The organism is Halorubrum sp. T3 (assembly GCF_000296615.1).
Classification (GTDB): Archaea; Halobacteriota; Halobacteria; order Halobacteriales; family Haloferacaceae; genus Halorubrum; species Halorubrum ruber.
Genome location: NZ_JH815330.1, coordinates 265,483 through 289,455, shown reverse-complemented (window position 1 = coordinate 289,455; position 23,973 = coordinate 265,483). Strand labels below are relative to the sequence as shown.

At 69.7% G+C, this 23,973-nt stretch carries 25 protein-coding genes; 12 read left to right on the top strand and 13 right to left on the bottom strand.

The genetic code is table 11. The features are described 5' to 3' along the window. Positions 1 to 302: 302 nt before the first annotated feature. Positions 303 to 2,786 (top strand): DEAD/DEAH box helicase, encoded by a 2,484-nt coding sequence (locus B378_RS0110430; RefSeq protein WP_017343740.1) that lies wholly within the window; start codon positions 303 to 305, stop codon positions 2,784 to 2,786. Between the two features lie 34 nt (positions 2,787 to 2,820). Here the strand turns inward: B378_RS0110430 and B378_RS0110425 are convergent, their stop codons facing one another. Then, positions 2,821 to 3,924, bottom strand: coding sequence for a molybdopterin-dependent oxidoreductase (locus B378_RS0110425; protein ID WP_017343739.1), 1,104 nt, complete (start codon positions 3,922 to 3,924; stop codon positions 2,821 to 2,823). 60 nt (positions 3,925 to 3,984) lie between these two features. Continuing rightward, a complete protein-coding gene (locus B378_RS0110420; protein ID WP_017343738.1) occupies positions 3,985 to 4,812 on the bottom strand; it encodes an MBL fold metallo-hydrolase in 828 nt (275 codons plus the stop codon). 153 nt (positions 4,813 to 4,965) lie between these two features. Between B378_RS0110420 and B378_RS0110415 the strand changes: the two genes are divergently transcribed. Then, positions 4,966 to 6,003, top strand: a complete 1,038-nt coding sequence (locus B378_RS0110415) for a succinylglutamate desuccinylase/aspartoacylase family protein (RefSeq protein WP_017343737.1) — start codon at positions 4,966 to 4,968, stop codon at positions 6,001 to 6,003. Between the two features lie 25 nt (positions 6,004 to 6,028). Here B378_RS0110415 and B378_RS0110410 read toward each other — a convergent pair whose 3' ends face one another. The 3 genes from B378_RS0110410 to B378_RS0110400 all read right to left on the bottom strand — a co-directional run bounded on the left by B378_RS0110410 (position 6,029) and on the right by B378_RS0110400 (position 7,623). Further along, positions 6,029 to 6,514, bottom strand: a complete 486-nt coding sequence (locus tag B378_RS0110410; protein ID WP_017343736.1) for a Tfx family DNA-binding protein — start codon at positions 6,512 to 6,514, stop codon at positions 6,029 to 6,031. Positions 6,515 to 6,650: 136 nt separating this feature from the next. After that, positions 6,651 to 7,130, bottom strand: a complete 480-nt coding sequence (locus tag B378_RS0110405) for a TRAM domain-containing protein (protein ID WP_017343735.1) — start codon at positions 7,128 to 7,130, stop codon at positions 6,651 to 6,653. A 145-nt stretch (positions 7,131 to 7,275) separates the two neighbouring features. Next, positions 7,276 to 7,623, bottom strand: a complete 348-nt coding sequence (locus tag B378_RS0110400; protein WP_017343734.1) for a hypothetical protein — start codon at positions 7,621 to 7,623, stop codon at positions 7,276 to 7,278. Between the two features lie 128 nt (positions 7,624 to 7,751). On the opposite strand from B378_RS0110400, the gene B378_RS0110395 reads away from it, so the two are divergent. The 3 genes from B378_RS0110395 (at position 7,752) to B378_RS0110385 (ending at position 9,771) form a co-directional block, all read left to right on the top strand. Further along, complete coding sequence (locus tag B378_RS0110395) at positions 7,752 to 7,982, top strand: hypothetical protein (RefSeq protein ID WP_017343733.1); 231 nt, start codon at positions 7,752 to 7,754, stop codon at positions 7,980 to 7,982. Then, a complete protein-coding gene (locus B378_RS0110390) occupies positions 7,979 to 8,821 on the top strand; it encodes a 3-keto-5-aminohexanoate cleavage protein (protein WP_017343732.1) in 843 nt (280 codons plus the stop codon). Before B378_RS0110395 ends, B378_RS0110390 begins: the two co-directional genes overlap by 4 nt. A 533-nt stretch (positions 8,822 to 9,354) precedes the next feature. Beyond that, positions 9,355 to 9,771: a hypothetical protein gene (locus B378_RS0110385; protein WP_017343731.1), complete on the top strand. Its 417-nt coding sequence runs from the start codon at positions 9,355 to 9,357 to the stop codon at positions 9,769 to 9,771. A 745-nt stretch (positions 9,772 to 10,516) separates the two neighbouring features. On the opposite strand, the gene B378_RS0110380 is transcribed toward B378_RS0110385, so the two are convergent. Further along, positions 10,517 to 12,424: a biotin carboxylase N-terminal domain-containing protein gene (locus B378_RS0110380; RefSeq protein WP_017343730.1), complete on the bottom strand. Its 1,908-nt coding sequence runs from the start codon at positions 12,422 to 12,424 to the stop codon at positions 10,517 to 10,519. A 155-nt stretch (positions 12,425 to 12,579) separates the two neighbouring features. Between B378_RS0110380 and B378_RS0110375 the strand changes: the two genes are divergently transcribed. Further along, positions 12,580 to 12,831 (top strand): hypothetical protein, encoded by a 252-nt coding sequence (locus B378_RS0110375; protein WP_017343729.1) that lies wholly within the window; start codon positions 12,580 to 12,582, stop codon positions 12,829 to 12,831. Positions 12,832 to 13,064: 233 nt separating this feature from the next. On the opposite strand, the gene B378_RS0110370 is transcribed toward B378_RS0110375, so the two are convergent. Continuing rightward, the gene (locus B378_RS0110370) at positions 13,065 to 13,370 is read right to left on the bottom strand and encodes a hypothetical protein (RefSeq protein ID WP_017343728.1); all 306 of its coding nucleotides are present in this window, start codon (positions 13,368 to 13,370) and stop codon (positions 13,065 to 13,067) included. After that, positions 13,370 to 14,914: an acyl-CoA carboxylase subunit beta gene (locus B378_RS0110365; RefSeq protein WP_017343727.1), complete on the bottom strand. Its 1,545-nt coding sequence runs from the start codon at positions 14,912 to 14,914 to the stop codon at positions 13,370 to 13,372. The genes B378_RS0110370 and B378_RS0110365 overlap by 1 nt, the downstream gene beginning before the upstream one ends. A 294-nt stretch (positions 14,915 to 15,208) precedes the next feature. On the opposite strand from B378_RS0110365, the gene B378_RS0110360 reads away from it, so the two are divergent. The 5 genes from B378_RS0110360 (at position 15,209) to B378_RS0110340 (ending at position 17,846) form a co-directional block, all read left to right on the top strand. Beyond that, on the top strand, positions 15,209 to 15,847 hold the full coding sequence (locus B378_RS0110360) for a 50S ribosomal protein L1 (RefSeq protein WP_017343726.1): 639 nt from the start codon (positions 15,209 to 15,211) through the stop codon (positions 15,845 to 15,847). Beyond that, on the top strand, positions 15,844 to 16,890 hold the full coding sequence (locus B378_RS0110355) for a 50S ribosomal protein L10 (RefSeq protein ID WP_017343725.1): 1,047 nt from the start codon (positions 15,844 to 15,846) through the stop codon (positions 16,888 to 16,890). Before B378_RS0110360 ends, B378_RS0110355 begins: the two co-directional genes overlap by 4 nt. A 16-nt stretch (positions 16,891 to 16,906) precedes the next feature. Next, positions 16,907 to 17,254, top strand: coding sequence for a 50S ribosomal protein P1 (rpl12p, locus tag B378_RS0110350; RefSeq protein WP_017343724.1), 348 nt, complete (start codon positions 16,907 to 16,909; stop codon positions 17,252 to 17,254). Between the two features lie 123 nt (positions 17,255 to 17,377). Next, positions 17,378 to 17,569 (top strand): hypothetical protein, encoded by a 192-nt coding sequence (locus B378_RS0110345; protein WP_017343723.1) that lies wholly within the window; start codon positions 17,378 to 17,380, stop codon positions 17,567 to 17,569. A 61-nt stretch (positions 17,570 to 17,630) separates the two neighbouring features. Then, entirely contained in the window at positions 17,631 to 17,846 is a 216-nt protein-coding gene (locus B378_RS0110340) for a hypothetical protein (RefSeq protein ID WP_017343722.1), read from the top strand. Between the two features lie 113 nt (positions 17,847 to 17,959). Here the strand turns inward: B378_RS0110340 and B378_RS0110335 are convergent, their stop codons facing one another. The 5 genes from B378_RS0110335 to B378_RS0110315 all read right to left on the bottom strand — a co-directional run bounded on the left by B378_RS0110335 (position 17,960) and on the right by B378_RS0110315 (position 22,438). Then, positions 17,960 to 19,138 (bottom strand): DNA primase, encoded by a 1,179-nt coding sequence (locus B378_RS0110335; protein ID WP_017343721.1) that lies wholly within the window; start codon positions 19,136 to 19,138, stop codon positions 17,960 to 17,962. Positions 19,139 to 19,281: 143 nt separating this feature from the next. Continuing rightward, complete coding sequence (locus B378_RS0110330) at positions 19,282 to 19,932, bottom strand: HVO_2922 family protein (RefSeq protein WP_017343720.1); 651 nt, start codon at positions 19,930 to 19,932, stop codon at positions 19,282 to 19,284. A gap of 88 nt (positions 19,933 to 20,020) precedes the next feature. Further along, a complete protein-coding gene (locus B378_RS0110325; RefSeq protein WP_017343719.1) occupies positions 20,021 to 20,674 on the bottom strand; it encodes a protein sorting system archaetidylserine decarboxylase in 654 nt (217 codons plus the stop codon). Then, positions 20,671 to 21,720 carry an AAA family ATPase gene (locus B378_RS0110320; protein ID WP_017343718.1) on the bottom strand — a complete coding sequence of 350 codons (1,050 nt, stop codon included), beginning with the start codon at positions 21,718 to 21,720 and terminating at the stop codon, positions 20,671 to 20,673. The genes B378_RS0110325 and B378_RS0110320 overlap by 4 nt, the downstream gene beginning before the upstream one ends. A 61-nt stretch (positions 21,721 to 21,781) precedes the next feature. Next, entirely contained in the window at positions 21,782 to 22,438 is a 657-nt protein-coding gene (locus B378_RS0110315; protein ID WP_017343717.1) for a DUF4013 domain-containing protein, read from the bottom strand. Between the two features lie 172 nt (positions 22,439 to 22,610). On the opposite strand from B378_RS0110315, the gene B378_RS0110310 reads away from it, so the two are divergent. After that, positions 22,611 to 23,930, top strand: a complete 1,320-nt coding sequence (locus B378_RS0110310; RefSeq protein WP_017343716.1) for an ABC transporter substrate-binding protein — start codon at positions 22,611 to 22,613, stop codon at positions 23,928 to 23,930. Positions 23,931 to 23,973 lie beyond the last annotated feature (43 nt).

The following is a 23,973-nucleotide window of genomic DNA, read 5'->3' as shown; positions in this document are numbered from 1 at the left end:
CCGGCCGAGCGGAGACGGCGCGTCCCGGCCGAGCGGAGACAGCGCGCGTCACGGTCGGTCGGGAGAGGCAGAGCTGCCCGGACCCGTGCTAAATCATGCAGAATCGGGGTAACTGTTAAGACGTACCACGGAGATCCGTCGCGTGATGAGTACGCAGACCAGATCTGGCGACCGGCTCGCGGAGTGGGCACAGCTGGTCGACGAGGACGTCCCCGAGGAGTTCCGAGAGGAGCGTTCCGGCGACAGATAACTTTCACCGCGCTTCGCGAAGGCTTTAGGCCGGTGCCGGCCAAGAGCCGCCGATGGCGACCGAGGCCGCCGGGATCGACAGACCCCTGCTCGTCGACGACTTCCTCCAGCGACGCCGCTACCAGCTCCAGTTGGCGGACGCCGCCGCCGACGAACACACCCTCGTCTGTCTCCCGACCGGCCTCGGCAAGACCACGGTCAGCCTGCTCGTCACCGCAGAGCGCCTCCACGAGGCGGGCGGGAAGGCGCTCTTTTTGGCCCCCACCAAACCCCTCGTCCAGCAGCACGCGGACTTCTACCGCGAGGCGCTCTCGATTCCGGACGACGAGATCGTCGTGTTCACGGGCGACGTGAAGCCGGACGACCGCGCCGCGCTCTGGGACGACGCCCGGATCGTGATCGCGACCCCGCAGGTCGTCGAGAACGACCTGGTCGGCAACCGGATCTCGCTGCGGGACGTGACCCACCTCACCTTCGACGAGTGCCACCGCGCGACCGGCGACTACGCGTACGTCTACATCGCGGAGCGCTACCACGCCGACGCGGCCGACCCGCTCGTCACCGGGATGTCCGCCTCGCCCGGCGGCGACACCGAGGAGATCGAGACGGTCTGTGAGAACCTCGGCCTCGTCAACGTCGAGGTGATGACCGAGGAGGACGCCGACGTCGGCGAGTACACCCACGACACCGACGTCCAGTGGGAGCAGGTCACCCTCCCGGACGAGGTCCTCGACATCCGCGACGCGCTCAACGAGGTGATCACCGACCGGCTGGAGAAGCTGAAACAGCTCGGCGTGACGAACACGACGAACCCCGACCTCTCGCAGAAGGACCTCAACAAGATGCGGGGGAAGCTGAAACAGATGATGGACAACGACCAGTCGGACGGGTACAAGGGGATGTCCACCCACGCCGAGGTGATGAAGCTCCGGCGCGCGACGGAGCTGGTCGAGACCCAGTCGGTCGAGTCCGTCCGGCGCTACTTCGAGCGCCAGCGCGAGGCCGCCCGCTCGTCGGGCGCGTCGAAGGCGAGCCAGCGCATGGTCGCGGACCCCAAAGTGAGAGAAGCGATGCGGAAGGCGGAGTCGTTCGACGGGCTCCACCCGAAGTTCTCGAAGGCCCGGATCCTCTTGGCCGAAACCCTCGGCATCGACGGCGGCGAGCGCGCCATCCTCTTCACCGAGTCGCGCGACACCGCCGAGGCGCTCGTGGAGTTCCTCTCCGCCAGCTTCGACGTGCGGAAGTTCGTCGGGCAGGGCGACAAGGAGGGCTCGGACGGGATGAGCCAGAAACAGCAGCAAGAGACGCTCGACGAGTTCAAGAACGGCGAGTTCGAGGTGCTCGTCTCCACGAGCGTCGCGGAGGAGGGGCTCGACGTCCCCGAGGTCGACCTCGTCTGCTTCTACGAGCCGGTCCCGACCGCGATCCGCTCGATCCAGCGCAAGGGGCGGACCGGCCGGCAGGCCGAGGGGAAGGTCGTCGTCCTGATGGCCGAGGACACCCGCGACGAGGCGTTCTTCTGGATCTCCCGGCGTCGCGAGAAGAAGATGGCGAGCCAGCTCGCCGAGCTAAAGGAGGCCACCGACGACATCGAGGAGTCCGTCGGCGACGACGGGCAGGCCGGCCTCGACGCGTTCGGCGGGGGGTCCGAGGGTGAGAGCGACAACCCGGACGTCGAAGTCGGCGACGGCGCAGAGACGATCGACGGGGACAGCGACGACAGCGGGGACGACGACGCCGGCCTCACCGACTTCGCCGAGGAAGTGCGCGAGAGCGAAGAGGAGGAGAGCGGGGAGAGCGACGAGGCCGACGCGCAGGCGAGCGACACCGATGAAGACGCGGCGGCCGACGACGACGACGGCGTCGTCGCGACCGCGGGCGTCGACGAGGGCGTCGAGGTGGTCGTCGACCAGCGCGAGCTCGACTCCTCGATCGCGAAGGACCTCTCGACGCGCGACGGGCTCGTCACCCGGCTGGAGACGCTCGCGGTCGGCGACTACGTGCTCTCCGACCGCGTCGCCGTCGAGCGCAAGTCGGCGGCCGACTTCGTCGACTCGATGCTCGATTCCGACCGCTCGATGTTCGAGCAGGTCGGCGAGCTCTCGCGGGCGTACGCCCGCCCGGTGATGGTGGTCGAGGGGACGAACCTCTACGGCCAGCGCGACATCGACCCGAACGCGATCCGCGGCGCGCTCGCGTCGCTGGCGGTCGACTTCGACGTGAGCGTCCTCCGCACCGAGGGCGAGGAGGACACCACCGAGCTGCTCGCCACGATCGCCAAGCGCGAGCAGGAGACGCGCGACCGCGAGGTGAGCGTCCACGGCGAGAAGACGACGAAGACCCGCGCGGAACAGCAGGAGTACGTCGTCTCCTCCATCGCCGACATCGGCCCGGTCACTTCCCGGTCGCTGCTGGAACACTTCGGCACCGTCGAGGCCGTGATGACCGCGCACGAGGAGGACCTCTTGGAGGTCGACGGCGTCGGGCAGGTGACCGCCGAGCGCATCCGCGAGGTCGTCGGGAGCGAGTACGAATAGCTGGCCGCACCGGGGTCGTGAACGCGATCGCCGGTCAGTCGAACCCGCTCACGAGCGTCACCACCCACTGGCCGAGGTCGTACTCCGACCGCACCTCCACGCGCGTCACCCACTTCACCCACTGGAACCCCCGCCGGTCGGGCGCGACCAACCGCGCGGGCGCGCCGTGGCCGTGCGAGAGGCGCTCGCCGCCGACGTGCGTCGCGAGCAGGGCGTCCTCAGCCTCGTCGATCGGGAGGCTCCAGCGGTAGCCCGTCACGGAGGTGAACCGGACGTAGGCCGGCTCGCGGTCCGAGTTGTCGGAGTCGACCCCGCCGGCCGCGTCGAGCAGGTCGCCGACCCGGATCCCGCCCCACTCCTGGACCGTGTACCAGCCGCTGGTACAGTCGAGCAGCGCCTCCGTCTCGTGACCCGCGGCCAGCTCGTCGGCCGCCAGTTTGACGGGGTCGCTCACGAGGCCGTCGACGGTCAGCCGGTAGTCGTCGCGGTCGATCAGGTCGGGGTCGTCGGCGACCCACGACGTGATCGGGAAGGCGGCGTTTCCCGCCCCCGTGCGGGGCTGCGACCCGGTGAACCGCCGATCGGCGCCGGCGGTGTCGAGCGCGTCGTTGACCCCCTGCTGGAGCCGGTAGGTCGCGCCGCCGGCCGCGAGCAGCGCGAAGTAGCGGACCGCGGTCCGCCGGCGCTCGAAGTCGACGCGGCGGGGAAGCCGGAACCGCGTGGAGGCGTGCGCGGCCACGAGCGGGACGAGCGCGAGCCCGAACCCGACGTGGACGGACAGCAGCGTCCAGTAGGAGATCCGCACGTCGAGGCCGAACACCCACGCGATCCCGGTCGCGAGCGCGCCGACCGCGGCGACGAGCGTCAGGACGGAGAGCGCGGTCGACCGCTGCCAGAGGCCGGGGTCGGTGAGCCGGCGACGGACCCGCGCGAGCTTCCACGCGAGCAGCGCGATGATTCCGAGCCCGAGCGCGCGGTGGAGCCAGAAGAGGGGCCACCCCTCGGGGACGCCGACGGTAAAGGAGACCAGCCCCGTACCCGCCTCGGCGACGACGAACGCGAACAGCGACCAGTCGACCGCGCGCGGCGGCGGCTCCAGGCAGTCGAGCGCGGTCCGGAGGCGGTTCGTCGCGGCCATCTACGCGTGCTACGTGCTACCGAGACAAAAGGATACAGTCCGCGGGGGGCATCGCGCTCGCTACAGCTCGTACACTTCGCCGTCGACCGCGAGCGGCTCCTCGAACGCCTCGTCGGCGGGGTAGAAGTGCGCGAGGTGGACGAGCCGTGTCCGGTCGGCGTCGAGGTCGTCCGCGAGCGCAAGCGCGCCCTCCCGCGTCATATGCTTCGTGCCGAACGTGCGCGGGACGCCGTCGGGGCCCTCGTGGCGCCCGCCGATCGGGTGGTGCTCGCACAGCGACGCGGGGACGATGGCGTCGGCGAGCAGCAGGTCCGGGTCGGCGAGCGCCTCGCGGGAGCGTTCCGGAATATCGTAGCTCGTGTCGCCGGTGAGCGAGAGCTTCGCGCCCGTCTCCGGGTCCTCGATCACGACGCCGTAACAGAGGAGCGGCGGGTGGTCGACCGGGACGAACCGGACCTCGAACCCGCAGGTCTCGAACGGCTCGAAGGGGTCGCGGGCGTGGACGCCGATCCGGTCTTCGAGGTAGTCGTACTTGGCGCGGATCGTCTCCGCGACGCTCTCGTCGGTCGCGGGATCGGTTTCGTTCGGCGCGTGAACCGGGAGCCCGTCGACGAGCCGGTAGACGTTGCCGAGCCCGTCGAGGTGGTCGAAGTGGATGTGCGTCACGAGCCCGGCGTCCGGGAGGGGGACGTCGGCCGCGAGGAACTGCTGTCTGAAGTCGGGACTGAAGTCGACGAGCAGCGACTCGCCGGTGCGCTCGTTGGCGACGTGGACGGAGAAGCGCGAGCGCGACACCCCGCGCTCGCGGGCCGCCTCGCAGGTGTCGCAGTCGCAGCCGACCGTCGGCGTCCCCGTCGTGTCGCCCGTCCCGAGGAGGGTGACCCGCATGGATCGCGGTGCGCGGGCCACGGCCTTAGCGTCCGCGGTCGGGAGCGGCCGCGTCCGGGGGAGCGGTGGACTCCGGGGAGCGCCGCGACCGCGCCGGGCGCGTACCGCGACCGCACCCCCGACGTATAACTCCGAGCCGCCCAGATCCGAACCATGCACACCAGTCGGACCCTCACCCTCGCGCGGCTCCCCTCGGGCGTGCCGATCCGGACGACCGTCCACGCGTACGGCGAGGGCGAACTCGTCGACGGCGACGACGGCCCCGAACTCGACGCCCCTGAAGAGGGGCCCGTCGTGTACGCGCAGGCCGCCCAGCACGGGCGGGAGGTGAACGGAACCGCGGTTCTCAGGCGGCTCCACGAGCGACTCGTCGGTGAAACAGCCGGAGGAGAGAGCGAACCGACGGCGGCCGACCTCGACGGGACGCTCGTGACGGTCCCGGTCGCCGACCCGCTCACCTTCGATCACGTCTCGTACACGACGCCGGAGTCGCTCGACTCGCGGCAGCCGAACATGAACCGCTGCTGGCCCGGCGATCGGGAGGGCTCGCTCCACGAGCGGATGGCGGCCCGCCTCTGGGCGTTCGCGGGCGCGGCGGACGCGATCGTCGACCTCCACACCGGGTCGCCGTCGATGGCGACGCATACGGTGTACATGCGCGGCGACGACGCCTGTCGGGGGCTCGCGGAGGCGTTCGGCACGGACCTCCTACTCGCGGAGGCCGCGGGCGACGACGCGGACACGGAGTGGAACGAGCGCGGCTTCGCCGGGAAGCTCCGGGTCGCCGCCACGCGCGAGGGGATCCCGACGATCACGCCCGAACTCGCCCACAGCAAGGAGATCGTTCCGGCCGCGGTCGAGGCCGGCGTATCCGGGATGGTCGGCGCGCTGCGGCACGAGGGGCTGCTCGACGGGGAGCCCGACGCGTGGGACGGGGTCGTCGCGCGCAACCACCTCGGGCGCGTGATCGCCGACGACTCCGGGCTGTTCGTCCCGGAGTCCGACCTCGCTGTCGGCGACCGAGTCGCGGAGGGCGAACGGGTCGGTGAGGTGTTCGACCCGACGACGTTCGAGACGCTCCAGGTCGCGCGCGCTGACCGCGACGGGATCGCCTACTCGGTCGCGCGGGAGGCGACCGTCACGGCGGGCGCGACGCTGGTCGGCGTCGCGGAGCGGATCGACGGCGAGTGACGGGAGAACGGCCGAGAAACCGAGGTTACGGATGTCGAACGCGGATCTGTCCGTCGGCGGCGACCGTGACGAAGAGTCGGCTGCGGACCTCGCGGCCCCGGACCGCGTCGCCCGCGCGGTCGCCGATCGTTTTCATCAGCTCGGGCGCGGTCTGGTTCACCTTCACGCCCGCCTCGTCGCAGGCGTCGTACACGCGCTTCGGCGCGTCGTAGAGATCGGTGCCCGCCTCGATCTCCACGCGGACCGGCGCCGACAGCGCCTCGGAGAACGCGACCGTCTCGCGGGCGCGCTCAACGTTGTCGCGGGCGCTCGACTCCACGCTGGAGACGTTCGCGCGCGAGGTGCCGAGTCGGTCGGCAATGTCCGACTGCCGGAGCCCGCGCTCGCGGAGCGCCAGCACCTCCGCCTGCCGGCGGGTGAGCACGCTCTCGTCGGCGTCGAAGCCGGCCCGTTCCAGAATCGAGTCGGCGTCGACGTCGGCGGGGTCGGGTCGCCCGTCGTCTGCGGCCATGTGGTCACCGACGGGCCGGTCGCTCAAAAAACGGCGGTTTCGCGCGGCGAGCGCGAGTGAAAATATCGGGCGCGGGCCGCCCGAGAAATCGACGGCGTCCGGACTGTCCGTGGGGCGGGGCTCCCCCGGGACGCCGTCACTTGCCCCAGAAGTTCTCGCGGCTGCCGAGCCGTTCGCGGTCCGTGCGGTCGCGGCGAGTGCGCTCGTCGTCCGCGTCCTCGTCGTCCCGCTCGTCGCCGTCCGCGGCCTCGGCGTCGTCTCCCTCCTCCGCTTCCGGGTCGTCGGGGAGGCGCTCGATCACTTCCTCCGCCGTCGCGTGACTGGACTTCACGCGGTGGATCTTGACCTCGGCGCGCGCCGGCGGGAGCAGCCCGTCGACGAGGACGATGAACCCGTCGTCGGTGCGGCCGACGCCGGCACCGCTCTCGTGGATGTCGTCGACCTCGACGACGACCGCCTCGCCGGGCTGGACCGGCTGCTGTTTCAGCTCGTAGATCGGCATGTCGTAGTGGTTACACCACTCCGCGCCGCCTTTGTTGCCGTAGTGTTGACACCCCATCCCCTGAATCCGTTCGTCGAAGCTGGGGCAGTCGTCGGCGAGTGGACAGTCCGCCATACCGTAGGGGAGACCGGCCGCCGTTGTAAACGTTTTCGACTCTCAGGCCGAAATTCGTGAAAACGACCGGTTCACGCGGCTCAGCGGCGGCTGATTCGATACGGTCAGCGAGCGCGAGGACCGCGGGGGGCGGACCGAGGCGCCCTCAAAGGAACTCTCTGACCTCGGAGTACCACATGTCGTGGTGGTCGACGGCGTCGAGCGCGTCCGCGACGTCGACCGCGATGGCGTGCCAGCAGCGCTGGTCGGGGTCGTCGGCGTCGAGGTTGTACGTCGCGTCCGCGCAGTTGCACTCCCCGTCCTCGACGACGTACTCGTCCTCGTGGCCGACGACGACGGTGAAATCTCGGTAGCGCTTCACGCGGCCCTCGCCGACCGCCTCGATGGCGCGCTGCCCGCGGTCGCCGTGGGCCTCGACGATGGCCGCCGCGATCGGGCCGGTCAGCTCCCCGGCCTCGTCGATCGCCGACCGCCAGTCGTCGACCGGCTCCATGGCCACCCGTTCTCGGGCGTTCGGTTAAACAGCGTCGGTCGGATCGGGGTGGGCCGGCGCGGGCCGCGTCCGATGGAATCGGAACGCGCGACGCGTGGTTTCAAGCCGTTCCCCCGCCTCCGTCCGCTATGGACGAGACGTGCCAGCACTTGGCGTACCGCGAGGAGGGTGAGGGGAAGTCGTTCGACACGGCCCGCGCGTTCTGCACCGTGACGGAATCGTTCGTCCAGCCGATGCGCGCTGATATCTGTAACGCCCGGTACGAGTTGGACCCGGCGGCGGACTGCGAGTTCTACGTCGGTTCGGAGGCGGAGACAACGAGCGACGACGCCGACCGCGGGGACGGCGGGGCGGAATGACGTACGACGACTACCTCGACGGGAAGCCGGCGATCATCACTGCGGCGCTCACGGGCGGCGTCCACGGGAAGGAGGCGCACCCGGACCTCCCGGAGACGCCCGAGGAGATCGCCGCGGCCGCGGCGGCCTGCGAGGAGGCGGGCGCGAGCGTGCTCCACCTCCACGCGCGCCGCGGCAACGGGGAGCGCGCCTTCTCGGCGGAGCGGTTTCAGGAAGTGGCGGACGCGGTCCGGGAGGCGACCGACGAGGCGGTCCTCCAGCACTCGACGGGCGGGACGGCGGCGCCTGACGCCCTCCGGCACGAGCCCCTGCGGACCGACCCCGCGCCGGAGATGGCGTCGCTCGACATGGGGCCGCTCAACCGCTACGACCGGCTCACGTCGGAGAACACGCGTGAACTGGTGTCGTCGCTCCACGCGGAGATGAAAGACAGGGGTATCAAGCCCGAGTTAGAGGTGTTCAACGACGGTCATCTCAACGAGTCGTTGGAGGTTCTGGACGACTTAGAGGATCCCCCCTACCTCAACTTCCTGTTCGGCGGTGGGACCACGTCGCCGCCGCACCCGCGGAATCTGATGAATCGGGTTGAGGCGCTCCCTGAGGGCGTCGAGTTCAACGTGATCGGGTTCGGCCCGCACCAGCTCCCGCTGACGACCCAGTCGCTGCTGCTCGGCGGACACGTCCGGGTCGGCTTAGAGGACAACCGGTACTACGAGAAGGGCGAGCTGGCGACGAACGAGGAGCTCGTGGCGCGCGCGGCGCGGATCGCCGAGGAGCTGGGGCGGCCCGTGGCGACGCCCGAGCAGACGCGGGAGCTGCTGGGATTGCGGGGTCGGTAACGGGAATTCGGGTCGAGAACCTCAATAGCGATACGATATTTAAAAAGCGCGAACGGGGAAGGTGACGACTGCTTATAAACGATCGACGCGGTGGCGCGTGCCGACGAGCGCCCGGAGGGTGCGAGTCGCACGCGCGAGGGAGTCAGTCGCCGGAGCGAAGCGACGGCGACTGACGAGGCTGGGGAGGTGAGAGGTGCGGTGCGGGGTGGGACTCAAAGGGGCAGGCGCGAAGCCGCCGCAGACGACGCAAGCACCGCAGTGAGTGAGCGAAGCGAACGAACGAGGAGCGCAGCGAGTGTGCGGCGGCTTCGCGGCTGGGGCTTTGGCGGTCCTCGCCGTCGGCCTAGTAACGGCTATTTATAAGCGAGCCGTTGAGGCTTCGGCGGTGCTCGCCACCGATCCGCCGGCGTTCATTTATAAACAAATGTTTCCGCTGAGATCCTATTTTCAACAGAAACGGCCGGTTGATGAGGAGTGCGAATCAGTCACGTCGTAATTTCTTAGTTTTCCGGGCCTGGAAAGGCGGATCGTGAATGGTCCCCGTCGACACCCGAACCCTCCTACTGGGTGAGGATCGAAAACGAGCGAGACAGTGGAGTATCGGTGCCGGAATACTCTTCGTCGCGTCGATCTCCTACTTCGCGGTGGTAAGGACAGTAGGCTTTCCTCAGATCCATTTGCTGCTGTGGTGGCAGGGGTACGCCGTGCTGCTCACGGGGTTCGTTGCGGTCCAAGCGTACTCAAACGGGGGGATCGGAGTGAGTTGGTTGCTCGTGTTCGCTGCGGTCGCCGGGGTCATCCTGAACTACGGTGGTATCGCGTTAACTATGGGGAGACCGGGACTGCTACGGCTCATCGGATACGCCATCATCGGAAGCGCAGTTGCTGCGGCGATCGTGGGGACGCTCGGATTTGCCATCGGAACCGCGGTCCGACGAATTACGGGATAGGCTCTCTGTACTGAATAGTCTACGTTTGATACTTTCAGGGTTGCGCGACTGAATCGATCGCAAGACCGCGCTCGCTTCCTGATCGGTAGCGGGAGTACGTGTAGTACGTCGAGAGAGAGGCCGTTTATAAAGAGAATTGGGGCGCTTCTGTCAGCTGTTTGTTAGTTACTGACGCTACCGCGGCGAGTGCCTCCAAAGCCCCAGCCGTGAGGGCGTCGTACGCTCGCTGTCGTTCGAAAGGCGCTTCGCGCCTTTCGTGATGACGAGACGCCGAAGGCGTCTCGAACCACGCTCCTCGGTCGCTCACTCCGTTCGCTCCCTGCGGTGCTTTCGTCGCCTACGACGCCCTCACGGCTGCCCCTTTGAGTCCCGCCCCGCACAGCACCGCACAGCCTCACGCCTCCCCAGCCTCGTCAGTCGCCATCGCTTCGCTCCGGCGACTGACTCCCTCGCGGGCTGGCTCGCGGCCTCCGCTTCGCTCCGGCCGCTCGCAGGCGCGCCACCGCACCCCATTTATAAGCGCTCGTCGCCGTCGTTCGTGGTTAGTTAGATACGACATCGCGGCCGCAGATCTGCGATACCTACTCCCGAAATCGCTCGTCGCTACGTCTGTACGACCGGCGGGGGGGACGTATACCACTCACTGGAGATTTCAACGGATCCAAGTGAGCAGGTAGGCCTCAGAACCTCTCACCGCAGCACCGTCGATTATTTATAAACGACAGCGTCCAGGGAACGCCCGACCTCACTCCAGCACGATCAGCACGTCGCCCATGTCGACGCTGTCGCCCTCGCCGACGTGGACGCTCGCGACGGTGCCGCCGCGCTCGGCGACCACGTCGTTCTCCATCTTCATCGCCTCGAGGACGCAGACCACGTCGCCGGCGGCGACCTCGTCGCCCTCGTCGACGTCGACCGAGAGGATCGTCCCCTGCATCTCCGCGTCGATGGCCTCGCCGCCCTCCGCGACATCGACTCCGTCGTCGCCGCCGTCGTCGGACTTCGCCTGCGGCGGACGCTGCTGGCCGCCGCTCCCGCCGCCACCGCCGCCCTCCGGCACCGGAATCGCGGGCGCGCCGCGCTCCTCTAACTCCACGTCGAAGCGCTTGCCGTTCACCTCGACGGTGAACTCGCGCTCGGTGACCTCCTCGTCGTCGCCGTCGCCCGCGGCGGACGACTCGGTCCCCCACTTCTCCTGCGCCTCGGCGACTAACTCGCGGTCGAGATCCTCGTCGAGGTACTTCGTCGTGTGCGTCCCGTCGACGAAGCGCTCGTCGTCGAGCATGAGCCGGTGGAAGGGGACGATGGTGACGACGCCGTCGACGTCGTACTCCGCGAGCGCGCGCTTCGAGCGCGCGAGACACTCCTCGCGGTCCGGGGCCCAGACGATCAGCTTCGCGATCATCGAGTCGTAGTCGGTGACGAGCTCGTCGCCCTGCCGGAGCGCGTCGTCGACGCGGACGCCGATCCCGCCCGGCGGGTCGTACGTCTCCAGCGACCCCTCGTTGGCGGGCTGGAACTCGTTCGCGGCGTCCTCGGCGTTGATTCGGAACTCGATCGCATGACCCTCAAGCTCCACGTCGTCCTGCGAGACAGAGAGCCCCTCGCCGCTCGCGACCCGCAGCTGTTCCTTGACGATGTCGATCCCCGTCAGCGCCTCCGTAACGGTGTGTTCGACCTGAATCCGGGTGTTGACTTCGAGGAAGTAGAACGGCGTGTCCGGGCCGAGCGGCTCCGACGGGTCGCGGTCGGGGTCCTCCTCGACGAGGAACTCGACCGTCCCGGCGTTGGTGTAGTCCGCGGCGGCGACGCCCCGGCGGGCCGCCTCCCCGATCTGCTCGCGCAGCTCGTCGGAGAGCGCGGGAGAGGGCCCCTCCTCGATCACCTTCTGGTGGCGGCGCTGGAGCGAGCAGTCGCGCTCGCCGAGGTGGACCACGTCGCTCTCGGTCACCGCGGCGTCGACGTCGCCGCTTCCGCCGTCGGACCCCGCGGCCGCCGGGTCGTCGGCGACGATCTGCACCTCGACGTGGCGGGGGGTCTGGAGGTACCGTTCGAGGTACACCGAGTCGTTCGAGAAGTACGCCTCGCCCTCGCGTTTCGCGGATTCGAGCGCCTCCTCCGCCTCGTCGGCGCTCTCGACGACCTTCATCCCGCGGCCGCCGCCGCCGCCCTCGGCCTTGATCGCGACCGGGTAGCCGTGCTCGTCGCCGAACTCCGTGACGGCCTCGACGTCGGTGACCGGTTCCGTCGTCCCGGGGACGATCGGCACGTCGGCGTCGTCCATCACGCGTCGCGCGTGCGTCTTCTCGCCGAGCCGCTCCATCGCGTCGCTGGCTGGGCCGATCCACGTGACCCCCTCTGCGGCCTCGACGCGGGCCGCGAAGTCGGCGTTCTCCGCGAGGAACCCGTACCCGGGGTGGATCGCGTCGGCGCCGGCCGAGTGCGCCGCCTCGACGACGGCCTCGCCGTCGAGGTAGGAGTCGGCCGCGCGTGCGGGCCCGACGTTGTACGCCTCGTCCGCATACCGGACGTGGCCGCCGTGCTTGTCGGCGTCGCTGTAGACGGCGACGGTGTCGACGCCGAGCTCCTCACAGGCGCGCATCACCCGGACCGCGATCTCGCCGCGGTTCGCCACGAGAACCTTATCGAACATTCCTGTCGGTTCTTCCACGAACTGCTACCAAACTCTGTCGGTCCGTGCCGAGACGAGCGCCCGGTCCGTGCCGAGACGAGCGATCGGTCCGTGCCGAGACGGATAACCGGCCTATGCCGAGACGATTAAGGGGACCGCGGGCGCCACGATGAGGTATGCTCGACGCGGGAAACCCCTACGTGCTGCCGTCGGTGCTGGTCGGCGCCGCCGTCTACCTCGGCCTCACGGTCGCCACCGACGCGTCGCTGCCGATCCGGGTCGGTGCGCTCCTTGTCTTCGTGGCTGTCGTCCCGGTGGTCCTCAACCGACTGCTCGGCGACCGAGGCGAACCGAGTGACCCCGGCGACGGTGACGAGTCAGCCGCCGCGACTGCGAGGGAGGACGCCGGCGACGACGGGCCGCGCTGAGCGACCAAGAGAGACGTTACCACAGGTATATATGTCAGCGGACGTATCTCCGAACGCGCCCTGAGGCAGGGCCGGGTCGACGGCGCAGCGGTTCGACGCCGCGCTGTCGGGGGAATGTACGCGGCCGGACGCCCTCGCGTCCGGCAGCTCTGTTCGACGTGTCGAGTGCCCGACCAGCGACTGGTCGACAAGGAGAGTGTCCGAACGAAAGACGGGAGCGACGCGACCGCGACTCAGAATCGGTCGCTGCGACCGGCCGCGGTCCACGGGTCCGTCGGCGCGTCGGCGGGGACGCGCACCCGTCGGCGGTGGAGCCGGTCGATCCGGTCGGCGAGCCCCCAGCGGTCCTCCTCGCGCCCCTCCTCCCCGTCGCTCGCGGCGGCCGCGGCGGCGAGTTCGCCGTCTCGGAGGTGCGCGGCGACCGCGGCGGCGATGGCGGCCGCCTCGTCGTCGCCGGCGTCGTCCGGGATCGAGAGGCCGGCAACCGGGAGACCGCCGTCGGCGCTCTCCCCGTCGACCGCTTCGTCGTCGGCCGCCATCAGATCGGGATGTTGCCGTGCTTCTTGGCGGGCTGGTCCGAGCTCTTCCCCTTCAGCATCTTCAGGTCCTCGATCAGGCGGGCGCGCGTCTCGGTCGGCTCGATGACGTCGTCGACGAAGCCGCGGTCGGCGGCGGTGTAGGGGTTCGCGAACTCCTCGCGGTACTCGTCGATGAGCTCCTGTCTGCGCGCGTCGGGGTCGTCGGCCTCGGCCAGCTCCTCGCGGTAGAGGACGTTGACCGCGCCCTTCGGCCCCATCACCGCGATCTCCGAGGTGGGCCACGCGTAGTTGACGTCGCCGCCGATGTGTTTCGAGGACATCACGCAGTAGGCCCCGCCGTACGCCTTCCGGGTGATGACGGTCAGGAGGGGAACGGTCGCCTCCGAGAAGGCGTACAGCAGCTTCGCGCCGTGGCGGATGATCCCATTGTGTTCCTGATCCGTGCCGGGCATGAAGCCGGGCACGTCCTCGAAGGTGAGGATCGGGATGTTGAACGCGTCACAGAAGCGGACGAACCGCGCCCCCTTCTGGCTCGCCTCGATGTCGAGCGTGCCGGCGTTCACCCGGGGGTTGTTGGCGACGACGCCGATCGAGTGGCCGTCGAGGCGGGCGAAGCCGACGACGATGTTCTTCGCGAAGTTCTCGTGCACCTCGAAGAAGGAGCCCTCGTCGGCCACGCTGCCGATCACGTCCTTCATGTCGTACGGCTTCCGGGGGGCGTCCGGGACGATCTCCGCGAGCTCCTCGTCGGCGCGCTCCGGGTCGTCCCACGGCTCGACGCGCGGCGGGTCCTCCACGTTGTTCGCGGGGAGGTACGAGAGCAGGCGCGCGATGTCGTCGAGCGCCTCCTCCTCGCTCTCCTCGGCGAAGTGCGCGACGCCGGAGGTCGACGAGTGCGTGACCGCGCCGCCGAGCTCCTCGAAGCTCACCTCCTCGCCGGTGACCGTCTCGATGACGTCCGGCCCGGTGATGAACATGTGCGAGGTGTCCTTCACCATGAACGTGAAGTCCGTGATGGCGGGCGAGTACACCGCGCCGCCCGCGCACGGCCCCATGATCGCCGAGATCTGTGGGATCACGCCCGAGGCCTCCGTGTTGCGCCGGAATATCTCCGCGAAGCCGCCGAGCGAGGCGACCCCCTCCTGGATCCGGGCGCCCGCGGAGTCGTTGAGGCCGACGACGGGCGCGCCCACGTCCATCGCCTTGTCCATCACCTTGCACACCTTCTCGGCGAACACCTCGCCGAGCGACCCGCCGAAGACGGTGAAGTCGTGCGCGAACACGAACGTCTTCCGGCCGTTCACCTCGCCGTAGCCGGTCACCACGCCGTCGCCCGGGATCTGCTGTTCCTCCATCCCGAACGTGTGGTTGCGGTGGGTGCGGAACCGGTCGAACTCGTGGAAGGTGCCGTCGTCGAGGAAGTAGTCGATCCGCTCGCGGGCGGTCATCTTCCCCTTGTCGTGTTGCGACTGGATCCGGTCTTCGCCTCCGCCCTTGGCCGCCCGCTCGCGGCGCTCCCGAAGGTCCTCGATACGGTCGTCCATCGTCACGGCGGACCACCCTGAGTCATTACCTCGTCGGTCGGACAGCGGCGTCAAAAGGGTTCCCCTATCCGACGTTTTGGCGTTCGACGCGCGTCGAAGCCGAACCGCGGATCCGACGGCGAACAGACGGAACCGCGCTCGACGGCGCGACCGCCGCGGAGCGGCCCTGTCGCCGGTTCACACGGTGAGGGTCGGTTCGACGCTTTTAAACCTCCGATGGACCTCTCTCCGATGAGACAGGCTTCGCCTGTTTCACTGACCCGTAGGAGCGACCTGCGTACTACGGAGGTGAAAATGGCAGACACAATACAAGAGGCCGTAACCCTCGCACTCGACGATGCGCCCGAGCGGAACTTCCGCGAGACCGTGGACATCGCGATCAACCTGCGAGACCTCGACCTCAACGATCCGTCGAACCGTATCGACGAGTCCGTCGTGCTGCCGGCTGGAACGGGGCAGGAGACACAGATCGTCGTCTTCGCGGAGGGCGAAACCGCCGTCCGCGCAGAGGAGGTCGCTGACGAAGTGCTCGACAGCGACGACCTCGAAGACCTCGGAGACGACGACGACCGCGCTAAGGACCTCGCCGACGACACCGACTTCTTCGTCGCCGAGGCCAACCTGATGCAGGACATCGGTCGGTACCTCGGTACCGTCCTCGGTCCGCGCGGGAAGATGCCTACCCCACTACAGCCGGACGACGACATCGTCGAGACCGTCAACCGGATGAAGAACACGGTGCAGCTCCGGTCGCGCGACCGGCGCACGTTCCACACCCGCGTCGGCGCCGAGGACATGGGCGCCGACGCGATCTCGGACAACATCGACGTCATCATCCGGCGACTCGAAGCAGACCTCGAGAAGGGCCCGCTCAACATCGACGGGATCTACGTGAAGACCACGATGGGTCCCGCGAAGGAGGTGCCCGTATGAGTTCGGTCCGCAAGACCGAGACGATCCCGCAGTGGAAACGCGAGGAGGTCGCCGAGCTCGTCGAGTTCATCGACTCCTACCAGTCCGTCGGGATCGTCGGCGTGGCCGGCATCCCGAGCCGGCAGCTCCAGGCCATGCGCCGGGAGCTCCACGGCTCGGCGGCCGTCCGCATGAGCCGCAACACGCTCACGAACCGGGCGCTCGAGGAGGTCGACGACGGCGTCGAGCAGCTGACGGAGTACGTTAGCGGCCAAGTGGCGCTCGTCGGCACCAACGACAACCCGTTCGGCCTCTTCAAGCAGCTCGAAGCCTCGAAGACCCCCGCCCCGATCAACGCGGGCGAGGTGGCCCCCAACGACATCGTGATCCCCGAGGGCGACACCGGCGTCGACCCGGGGCCGTTCGTCGGCGAGCTCCAGACCGTGGGCGCGTCCGCCCGCATCATGGACGGCTCGATCAAGGTGACCGAGGACTCGACCGTGCTGACAGAGGGCGAGGTCGTCGACGACGACCTCGCGAACGTCCTCGTCGAGCTCGGTATCGAGCCCAAGGAGGTCGGCCTCGACCTGCGCGCCGTCTACTCCGAGGGCGTCCTCTTCGAGCCCGACGAGCTCGAACTCGACGTCGACGAGTACGAGGCGGACATTCGGTCCGCCGCGGCCGCCGCGCGTAACCTCTCTGTCAACGCCGCGTACCCGACGGCCGCCACCGCCGGCACCCTTCTCGCGAAGGCGTCCGGCGAGGCGAAGTCCGTCGGCCTGTTCGCGGAGATCGAGAGCCCGGACGTCGTGCCCGACCTGATCGGGAAGGCCGACGCCCAGCTGCGCGCGCTCGCAGCCCAGATCGACGACGAGGAGGCGCTCCCCGAGGAGCTCCAGGGCGTCGAGGCCGCGCCGGCACCGGAGCCGGCGGCCGACGACGCCGACGAGGAGGAGGAACAGGCGGACGACAACACGGAAGACGCCGAGGAGACCGACACCGACGACGACGCCGACGACGACGGCGACGACGGCGGCGAGGGACTCGGCGCGATGTTCGGATAACACGAGGTACACACCAATGGAATACGTTTACGCTGCGCTCATCCTGAACGAGACTGGCGAAGAGATCAACGAAGACAACGTCACCGGCGTGCTGGAAGCCGCCGGCGTCGACGTCGAGGAGTCCCGCGTCAAGGCGCTCGTCGCCGCGCTGGAGGACGTCGACATCGAGGAGGCCATCGAGACGGCCGCCGCGGCCCCGGCCGCCGGCGCGTCCACCGGTGGCTCTGCGGACGCCGACGCGTCCGCCGACGAGGCGGACGACGACGACGATGACGACGACGAGGCCGAGGCCGCCGACGAGGCGGCCGACGACGACGAGGAAGAGGGCGACGGCGGCGAAGGGCTCGGCGAGCTCTTCGGCTGAGCCGGCGCGCGACTCCCCGACGCCGACCGCGTCGACCGATCACCGATTTTTCGCGACGCGCCAGTATCCGGAGTGATAACGTCGTCCGCGATTTTATATACCGATCTCGGGAACGGAGAGTCGATGAAGATCGTCGATGGCGACAAGGCGGAGTGCGACCGGTGCGGGTCCGTGTTCCCGCTCGCGGACGTCTCCCTGTTGGAGAAGGAGACCAACCGCGACTACGAGCGGGTGCTGTGCGAGGAGTGTCTGAAGATCGTCGGCGTGCCGCGAGGGTACACCCTGCGGCGGGACATCACGCACCTCGCGACGTGAGCGCCCCGCGGGCGGGACGCCCATCGAAGTCCTTTTTTAGCGGCGACGGGAAGCCGCACTCATGGAAATCGACGCGGAGCTCCGTCGGCAGATCGCGGTCTCGCTGGCGGCGGCCGCGGTGTTCATCGTCGGGCTGATCGCCATCGGGGTCACCTTCGGCGGGTCGACGGTCCTTCCGGAGGCGGGAGCGATCGCGCTCATCGCGCTGTTGGCCGGATTCGTCCTGCTGATGGCCGGGGTCGGGACGTACCTGATGCGCGCGAAAGACGAGTCGTAGTCCGCCCGGGCCGTCGCCGCTCTCTTAAATTGTCTTCCGCGTTCGGCGCGCGGCGTTCACGCTTCGTCTGCTCTGTCAGTCTTCCTCCGCCTTCTCAGTCCTCCTCCGTTCCCTCAGTCCTCCTCCGACCCGTCAGCCTCGCGTCCGTCCCGCCAGTCGGTCACGTCGTCGGCGGCGGCCACCCGCTTCTCGTAGTACGAGAGGGGGTCAGCCGCGACCTGCATGTGGTCGTCCTCGTTGTGGCAGATCCCGTAGTTCGCGAGCGTCTCGCAGGTCGGCGGGGGGTACTGGGTCCCCCGGTCGTCGGTCAGGTACTCCGTCTGGTAGCGGATCCCCTCGGCGTCGAGGCTCGTGTCCGCGCAGAACGCGACGACCTCGTCGGGCGTCATGCCGATGCCGACGAGGAACGCCATCAGCGCGAACGACTCGGCCGCGGAGAGGGCGGCGTCGCGATCCGCCTTCTCGATCAGGTTCGTCATACACGGCGGGAACAGCGCGGGAGCGACGACGTCCGGCGGCTCGGCGTACGTCCGCTCGGAGAGCAGCCGGCGGAGGTCGGCGACCCGGGACTCCAGCGCCGCGGCGATCTCCTCGTCGGCGCCTAGTTCGAAGGGGAGCCCCTCGGCGACCCGGGCCTCGACGGCGGCCTCCAGCGCCGCGAGCAGCTCCTCGCGGGAGACCCGCACCGCGCCGTCGGCGAGCGCGCGGTTGACGAGCCGCCACGAGTCGCCCCACTCGGGGGAGGTGAGCCGGAGGTACGGGCCGACGTCGATCCGGTAGTGGTCCGGGTCGCGGTCGGCGCCGGTCGTGCTGCTCGCACCGCCAGCCGTCCCGCTACCCGCGCCGCGGACGCCGGCCGGCGCGGTCGCGTCCGGGCGCACGGCGTCCGCGAGGTCGAACTCCGCGAGCAGGTCGTCGAGCCCGACCGTCGCGGACGACACCGACCGCAGCTCGTCGTCGGTCTCGAGGTCGCGGCGGACCCGCTCCATGGCGGTCGCCGCCTCCGCGGCCGCGTACTTCTCGATGGCGGGCTCGGAGTCGAGCAGCGAGACGAGGATCCGCGCGATGGGGTACGAGAGCAGCTCCGCCTGCGTGTCGGCCGCCGACTCGCCGGGGAAATCGCCGCTCTCGGCGGCGACGGTCCCCTCAAGGAGGGCGCGTTCGACGCGCTCGCGGGCGCGCTCGACGGCCGGCGCGTCGGCCGCGACGAGCTCCGGCAGCGACACCGCGGCCTCGGCGACCGCCTCGCGGGCGCTCGCGAAGAACGGGTACTTGGCGTCGAGCGCGTCCATGTCGGCCCGAGGTAGTGAGGGCCGGCGAATAAGCGGTGCGGTCCGCGGGCGGTCGCGTCGCGGTGGCGGGGGACGCGGTCGGGTCGCGGGGGGCGGAGGCCGCGGACGGGCGGACCGCCGTCGGCCCGCGACGGGACCGAGGACTACTCCTCAGGCTCCTCGACGGCCGCGCCCGGCGCGTTCGACTTGACGCTCTCGAGCCCCTGTTTCGCCTTCTGCTTGGAGGCGTACCCCTGCCCGCTGTCGGAGATGATGTTCCCGTTCTCGTGGCGGAGCCGCCAGCGGTACTCGTCCGCGTTGTCGCGGAACAGCTCGAAGGTCGCGTCGCTGCCGCCCTCCTCGGGCGGCTCCTCGTCGCGCGAGACGTCGACGACGTGCGCGCCCGGCGCGTTCCGCTGGACGCTCTCGATCCCCGAGCGGGCGTCGCGCTTGTCGGCGTACCCCTCGCCGCCGTCGGCGACGATGTTGCCGTTGTCGTGGCGGAGCCGCCAGCGGTACTCGTCCGCGCTGTCGGCGTACAGCTCGAACGTCGCCTTGCTCGCGCTCGCGTCCTCGTCGATCGCGGCCGCCTCGTCGGGCCACTCCATCTCGACCTCGAAGTGCACCGTCCCGTCCGCGCGCTCCAGCTCGACCTCGACATCGCCAGTCGCGGCGGGCTCTACGGTCACCGTTCCCCCCTCGTCGACCGGCACCGGCTCACCCCGTCCGAGCGCTCGGGCGATCCGCCGAAGGTACGTGGCTAACCCCTGTCGGCTCCGCGACCGCCTCGACTCGTGGATGGTGTCGTCGGACATGCGCGAGAAGCGTCACCGCCGCGAAACAAAAGTGTACGCCCGAACACGGGCGTCTCGCGTGCCAGCCCGGTTGTTCGGCGTCCGACGGTCACGCCGCGGGGTCGGCCGCGTCCGGCCGCTCCGCGATGATCGTCTCGCCCGCGCGCACGCTGTCCCCCTCGGCGACCAGCAGGTCCTCGCGGCTCACGGCCGCGGGCAACACCACGTCGGCGCGGGAGCCGAACGAGACGTGGCCGACGCGGTCGCCGCGCTCGACGCGGTCGCCGGCCTCGACCGACGGGTGGATCCGCCGGGCGAACCAGCCCGCGATGACGAGCAGCTCGTACTCGCCGCAGTCGATCGCCACCTGCTCGTTGCGGTCCGACTCCTTGTCGAACGCCGGGCGGTTCGCGCCGGGGCGGTGGCGGACCTCGCGGACCTCGCCCGCGAGCGGCGCGCGGTTGACGTGGACGTCGGTGACGTTCATGAACACCCCCACGCGGAGCCGCGAGCCCTCCTCGCGGACCACGGAGACGGTGCCGTCGGCCGGAGAGACGACCGCCTCCTCGCCCGTCGGCGGGTCGCGCTCGGGGTCGCGGTGGAACCAGAGGACCCCGACCGCGAGCGCGACGAGCGCGGCGCCGACCGGCGGGACGAACGGCAGCGCGACGGCGCCCGCGAGCGCCGGGACGAGCGCGAGGTCCCACGCGGCGTCGACCACCGGGAACGGGAGGAGCCGCGAGAGCGGCGGCGCGCGGCTCACGGCGCCACCTCCGCGTCCCGCAGTTCGGGCGAGAGCTCGGTTCGGCCCGCCGCCCACGCCGCGAGCAGGTGGACGAGGTGGGTCGTGTCGTCGAGCCCGTCGGACATGTCGAGGTCTGCCTCGCCGGCGAGCGCGTGGAGCCGCGCGAGGTCGTCGCCGCCGTACTCGGAGCCGGCGCGGGCGACCCGGAGCGTCTCGCGGAGCAGCTCCCCCCCGTCGTACCCCTCGTCGAGGAGGTCGTCGAGCGTCGAGCGCGCGTCCTTCAGGTCGCCGCTCCGGGCGTCGGCGAGCGCCTCGCGGAGCGCGTCGTCGTCGCCGACCTCGCCGAGCGTCTCGTAGGCGGTCGACATGGTGATCTCGCCGCCCTCGACCGCGGTCGCCTGCGCCGAGAGGATCGCCTCGCGGAGGTCGCCGCCGGCCGCGCTGGCGACGAACTCCAGCCCGTCGCCGTCGTAGTCGACGCCCTCGCGGCCGCAGATCGTTTCGAGGACGTCGATCGTCTCGTCGGTCGTCGGCGAGCGCACGCGGACCGGGAAGCAGCGCGACCGGATCGGCGCGATGAGCTTCGAGGGCTGGCGGGTCGCGATCACGAACTGGGTGGTCCGGTGGTGCTTCTCCATCACGCGGCGCAGCGCCTGCTGGAAGTCCTCGCGGATCGCCTCCGCGTTGTCCAAGAGGATCGTCTTGTACTCGCCGGACATCGGCGCGTACGACGCCGACTCCTTCAGCACGCGGTTTATCATGTCGCGTTTCGCCATCGAACTCCGACCGGCGAGGAACCCCTCGAACCGCGGGTCCGTCCGGATCTCCTTTTTCGTGCGGCCGAAGAAGTCGGCGACGTTGATCTCGATCAGGTCGGCGTCCGGGTCGGCGTGCGACGCGTCGGCGAGCGCCCGCGCCGCCGCGGTTTTCCCGACCCCCGGCGGCCCCTGAACGACGAGGTTCATCGGCTCGTTGACGGCCCGACGCAGCCGGTCGCGGGCCTCGTCCTGCCGGATCTCGTCGAGGTCGGGCGCGTGCGTGTCTATCCACAGCGGTCCGTCCATGCCGTGTGGGTCCGGTCCGGGCGCTCAAGAATCGGTCGGTCGGCGCGCCGCCGCGGGCGTCCTACCGCCGCTTCGCGCGCTCGACGGCCCGGCCCCAGAGGTACGCGGCCACAAGGAGGCCGTACGCGAGGACGAACGTGCCGGCCAGCGGCCCGAGACGCGACAGGGTGAACAGCGCGCCGCCGACGCCGACCGTGACGACGAGCGCGGTGAACCCGAGCGTCCACCCGAAGAAGTAGGCCGCGTGCCCGGCCACCGGTCGGAGGGCCGCCGGCGAGAACGCCCGACGGAGCGACCCCTCACGGCCGTAGGTCGTCAGCGATATCGGGGCGAGGTACGTGCCGGCGATGCCGAGGAAGAGGACGGCCGTCGAGCCGGCGAGGATGCGACCGACGGGCGCGTCGGCACCGGGCTCCAGCGTGACGACGCCGTAGAGCGTCACGAGGAGGGCCGCGAACGGAACGCCGAGGAAGACTAAGCAGACGGCCGTCCCGCCCAGCGACCGGCGAACGAGCGTCCGCCCGTCCGAGAGGAACGCCGGGATCGAGTCGCCGCGTTCGCTGGCGGTCAGGACGCGGACGAGGTAGCCGACGACCGGCAGCGCCGGGAGGACCGGGACGACGACGGACAGCGCGAACAGCAGCCAGACGGCGAGGAGGGGCCGCTCCCGGGCGTCGCCGGCGATCGGGTACGTGACGGCGGCGATCGAGGGGCGCATGGGTACGCTCATCCGCCGGACCGTAGTATGCCCGTCGGTCCGACGCCGGCGGACCGGGAGTAAAGAAGTCCAATTACGCCGCCCGGCCGCACGCGACGGGGCGCTTCAGAAATAGTTCTAAAAGAATGAGTAAGTATATATGGCAATCATCCATTGTACACCGTGAAGTACCATGACAGACCAAGACAAGCGGTTATCGCGGCGACACTTCGTCGGAGCGACGGGGGCGGCGACCCTCGCGGGGCTCGCCGGCTGTTCCGGCGGCGGCGACGGCGGTGACGGAAGCGACGGCGGTGACGGGTCCGACGGCGGCGACGGTGGAAACACGCTGGAGATCCTCCACGCGTGGACCGGCGGCGACGGCGCGCGCGCCGCGGAGGCGCTCGTCGCGGCCTTCGAAGAGGAGTATCCCGACATCGAACACGAGTTCAACCCGATCGGCGGGGGCGGGAACCAGAACCTCGACGCGGTCGTCGCGAACCGGCTCCAGAACGGCGACCCGCCGAGCTCCTTCGCGAACTGGCCCGGCCCGAACCTCCAGCGCTACGAGGGCGTGCTGGGCGAGGTCGGCGACGTCTGGGAGTCCGAGGGCTTCGAGGACGTGATGGTCCAGGAAGCGGTCGATCTCCACCAGTACAACGGCGCGTACCGCGGCGTCCCGCTCGGTTCGCACCGCCTGAACTGCCTGTTCTACAACACGTCGGTCGTCGAAGAGGCGGGAGTCGACCCCGACTCGCTGACGAGCGTGTCGGCGCTGATCGACGCGCTGGAAACGGTCCAGAGCGAGACCGACGCGATCCCGATGACCCACGGCGCGAGCGGCACCTGGACGACGACCCAGCTGTTCGCCTCGACGATGCTCGGGCAGGAAGGGTACGACGCGTACATGAACTTCCTCGACGGGAGCCCCGACGAGGCGGCCGTCCGCGCGACCTTCGAGTCGCTCGCCGAGATCCTCGGGAACTACATCAACGAGGACGCCTCCTCGATCGGGCTCACGGAGTCCAACCAGAACATCATCGAGGGCAACGCGGCGTTCATCCACCAGGGGAACTGGGCGGCCGGCGCCTACCGGAACGCCGAGGACTTCGACTACGGCGAGGACTGGGGCTTCAAGACGTACCCCGGCTCGGAGGGCATGTACATGCTCCACTTCGACTCGTTCCTCTACCCCTCGGACAACCCGAGTCCGGACGCGACGGAGCAGTTCATGGCCTTCGTCGGGAGCGAGGCCGCGCAGGTCGCGTTCAACCAGTATAAGGGCTCGATCCCGACGCGGACCGACGTGGACATGAGCGAGTTCGGCCCGTACCTCCAGGAGACGCAGGAAGACTTCGCGAACGCCGACCAGCGGCCGCCGAACCTCCAGCACGGGCTGGGCGTCCCCTCGGGGACCATGACGACGCTGAACGACGTGATCTCCAGCGAGTTCTCCGGACCGTACAACGTCGACGCCGCGACGGAAGGCTTCGTCGACGCGGTCTCTAACTGACTCCGGTCCACGATGCGACCGGATTTCGGCGGTTTCGGCACAC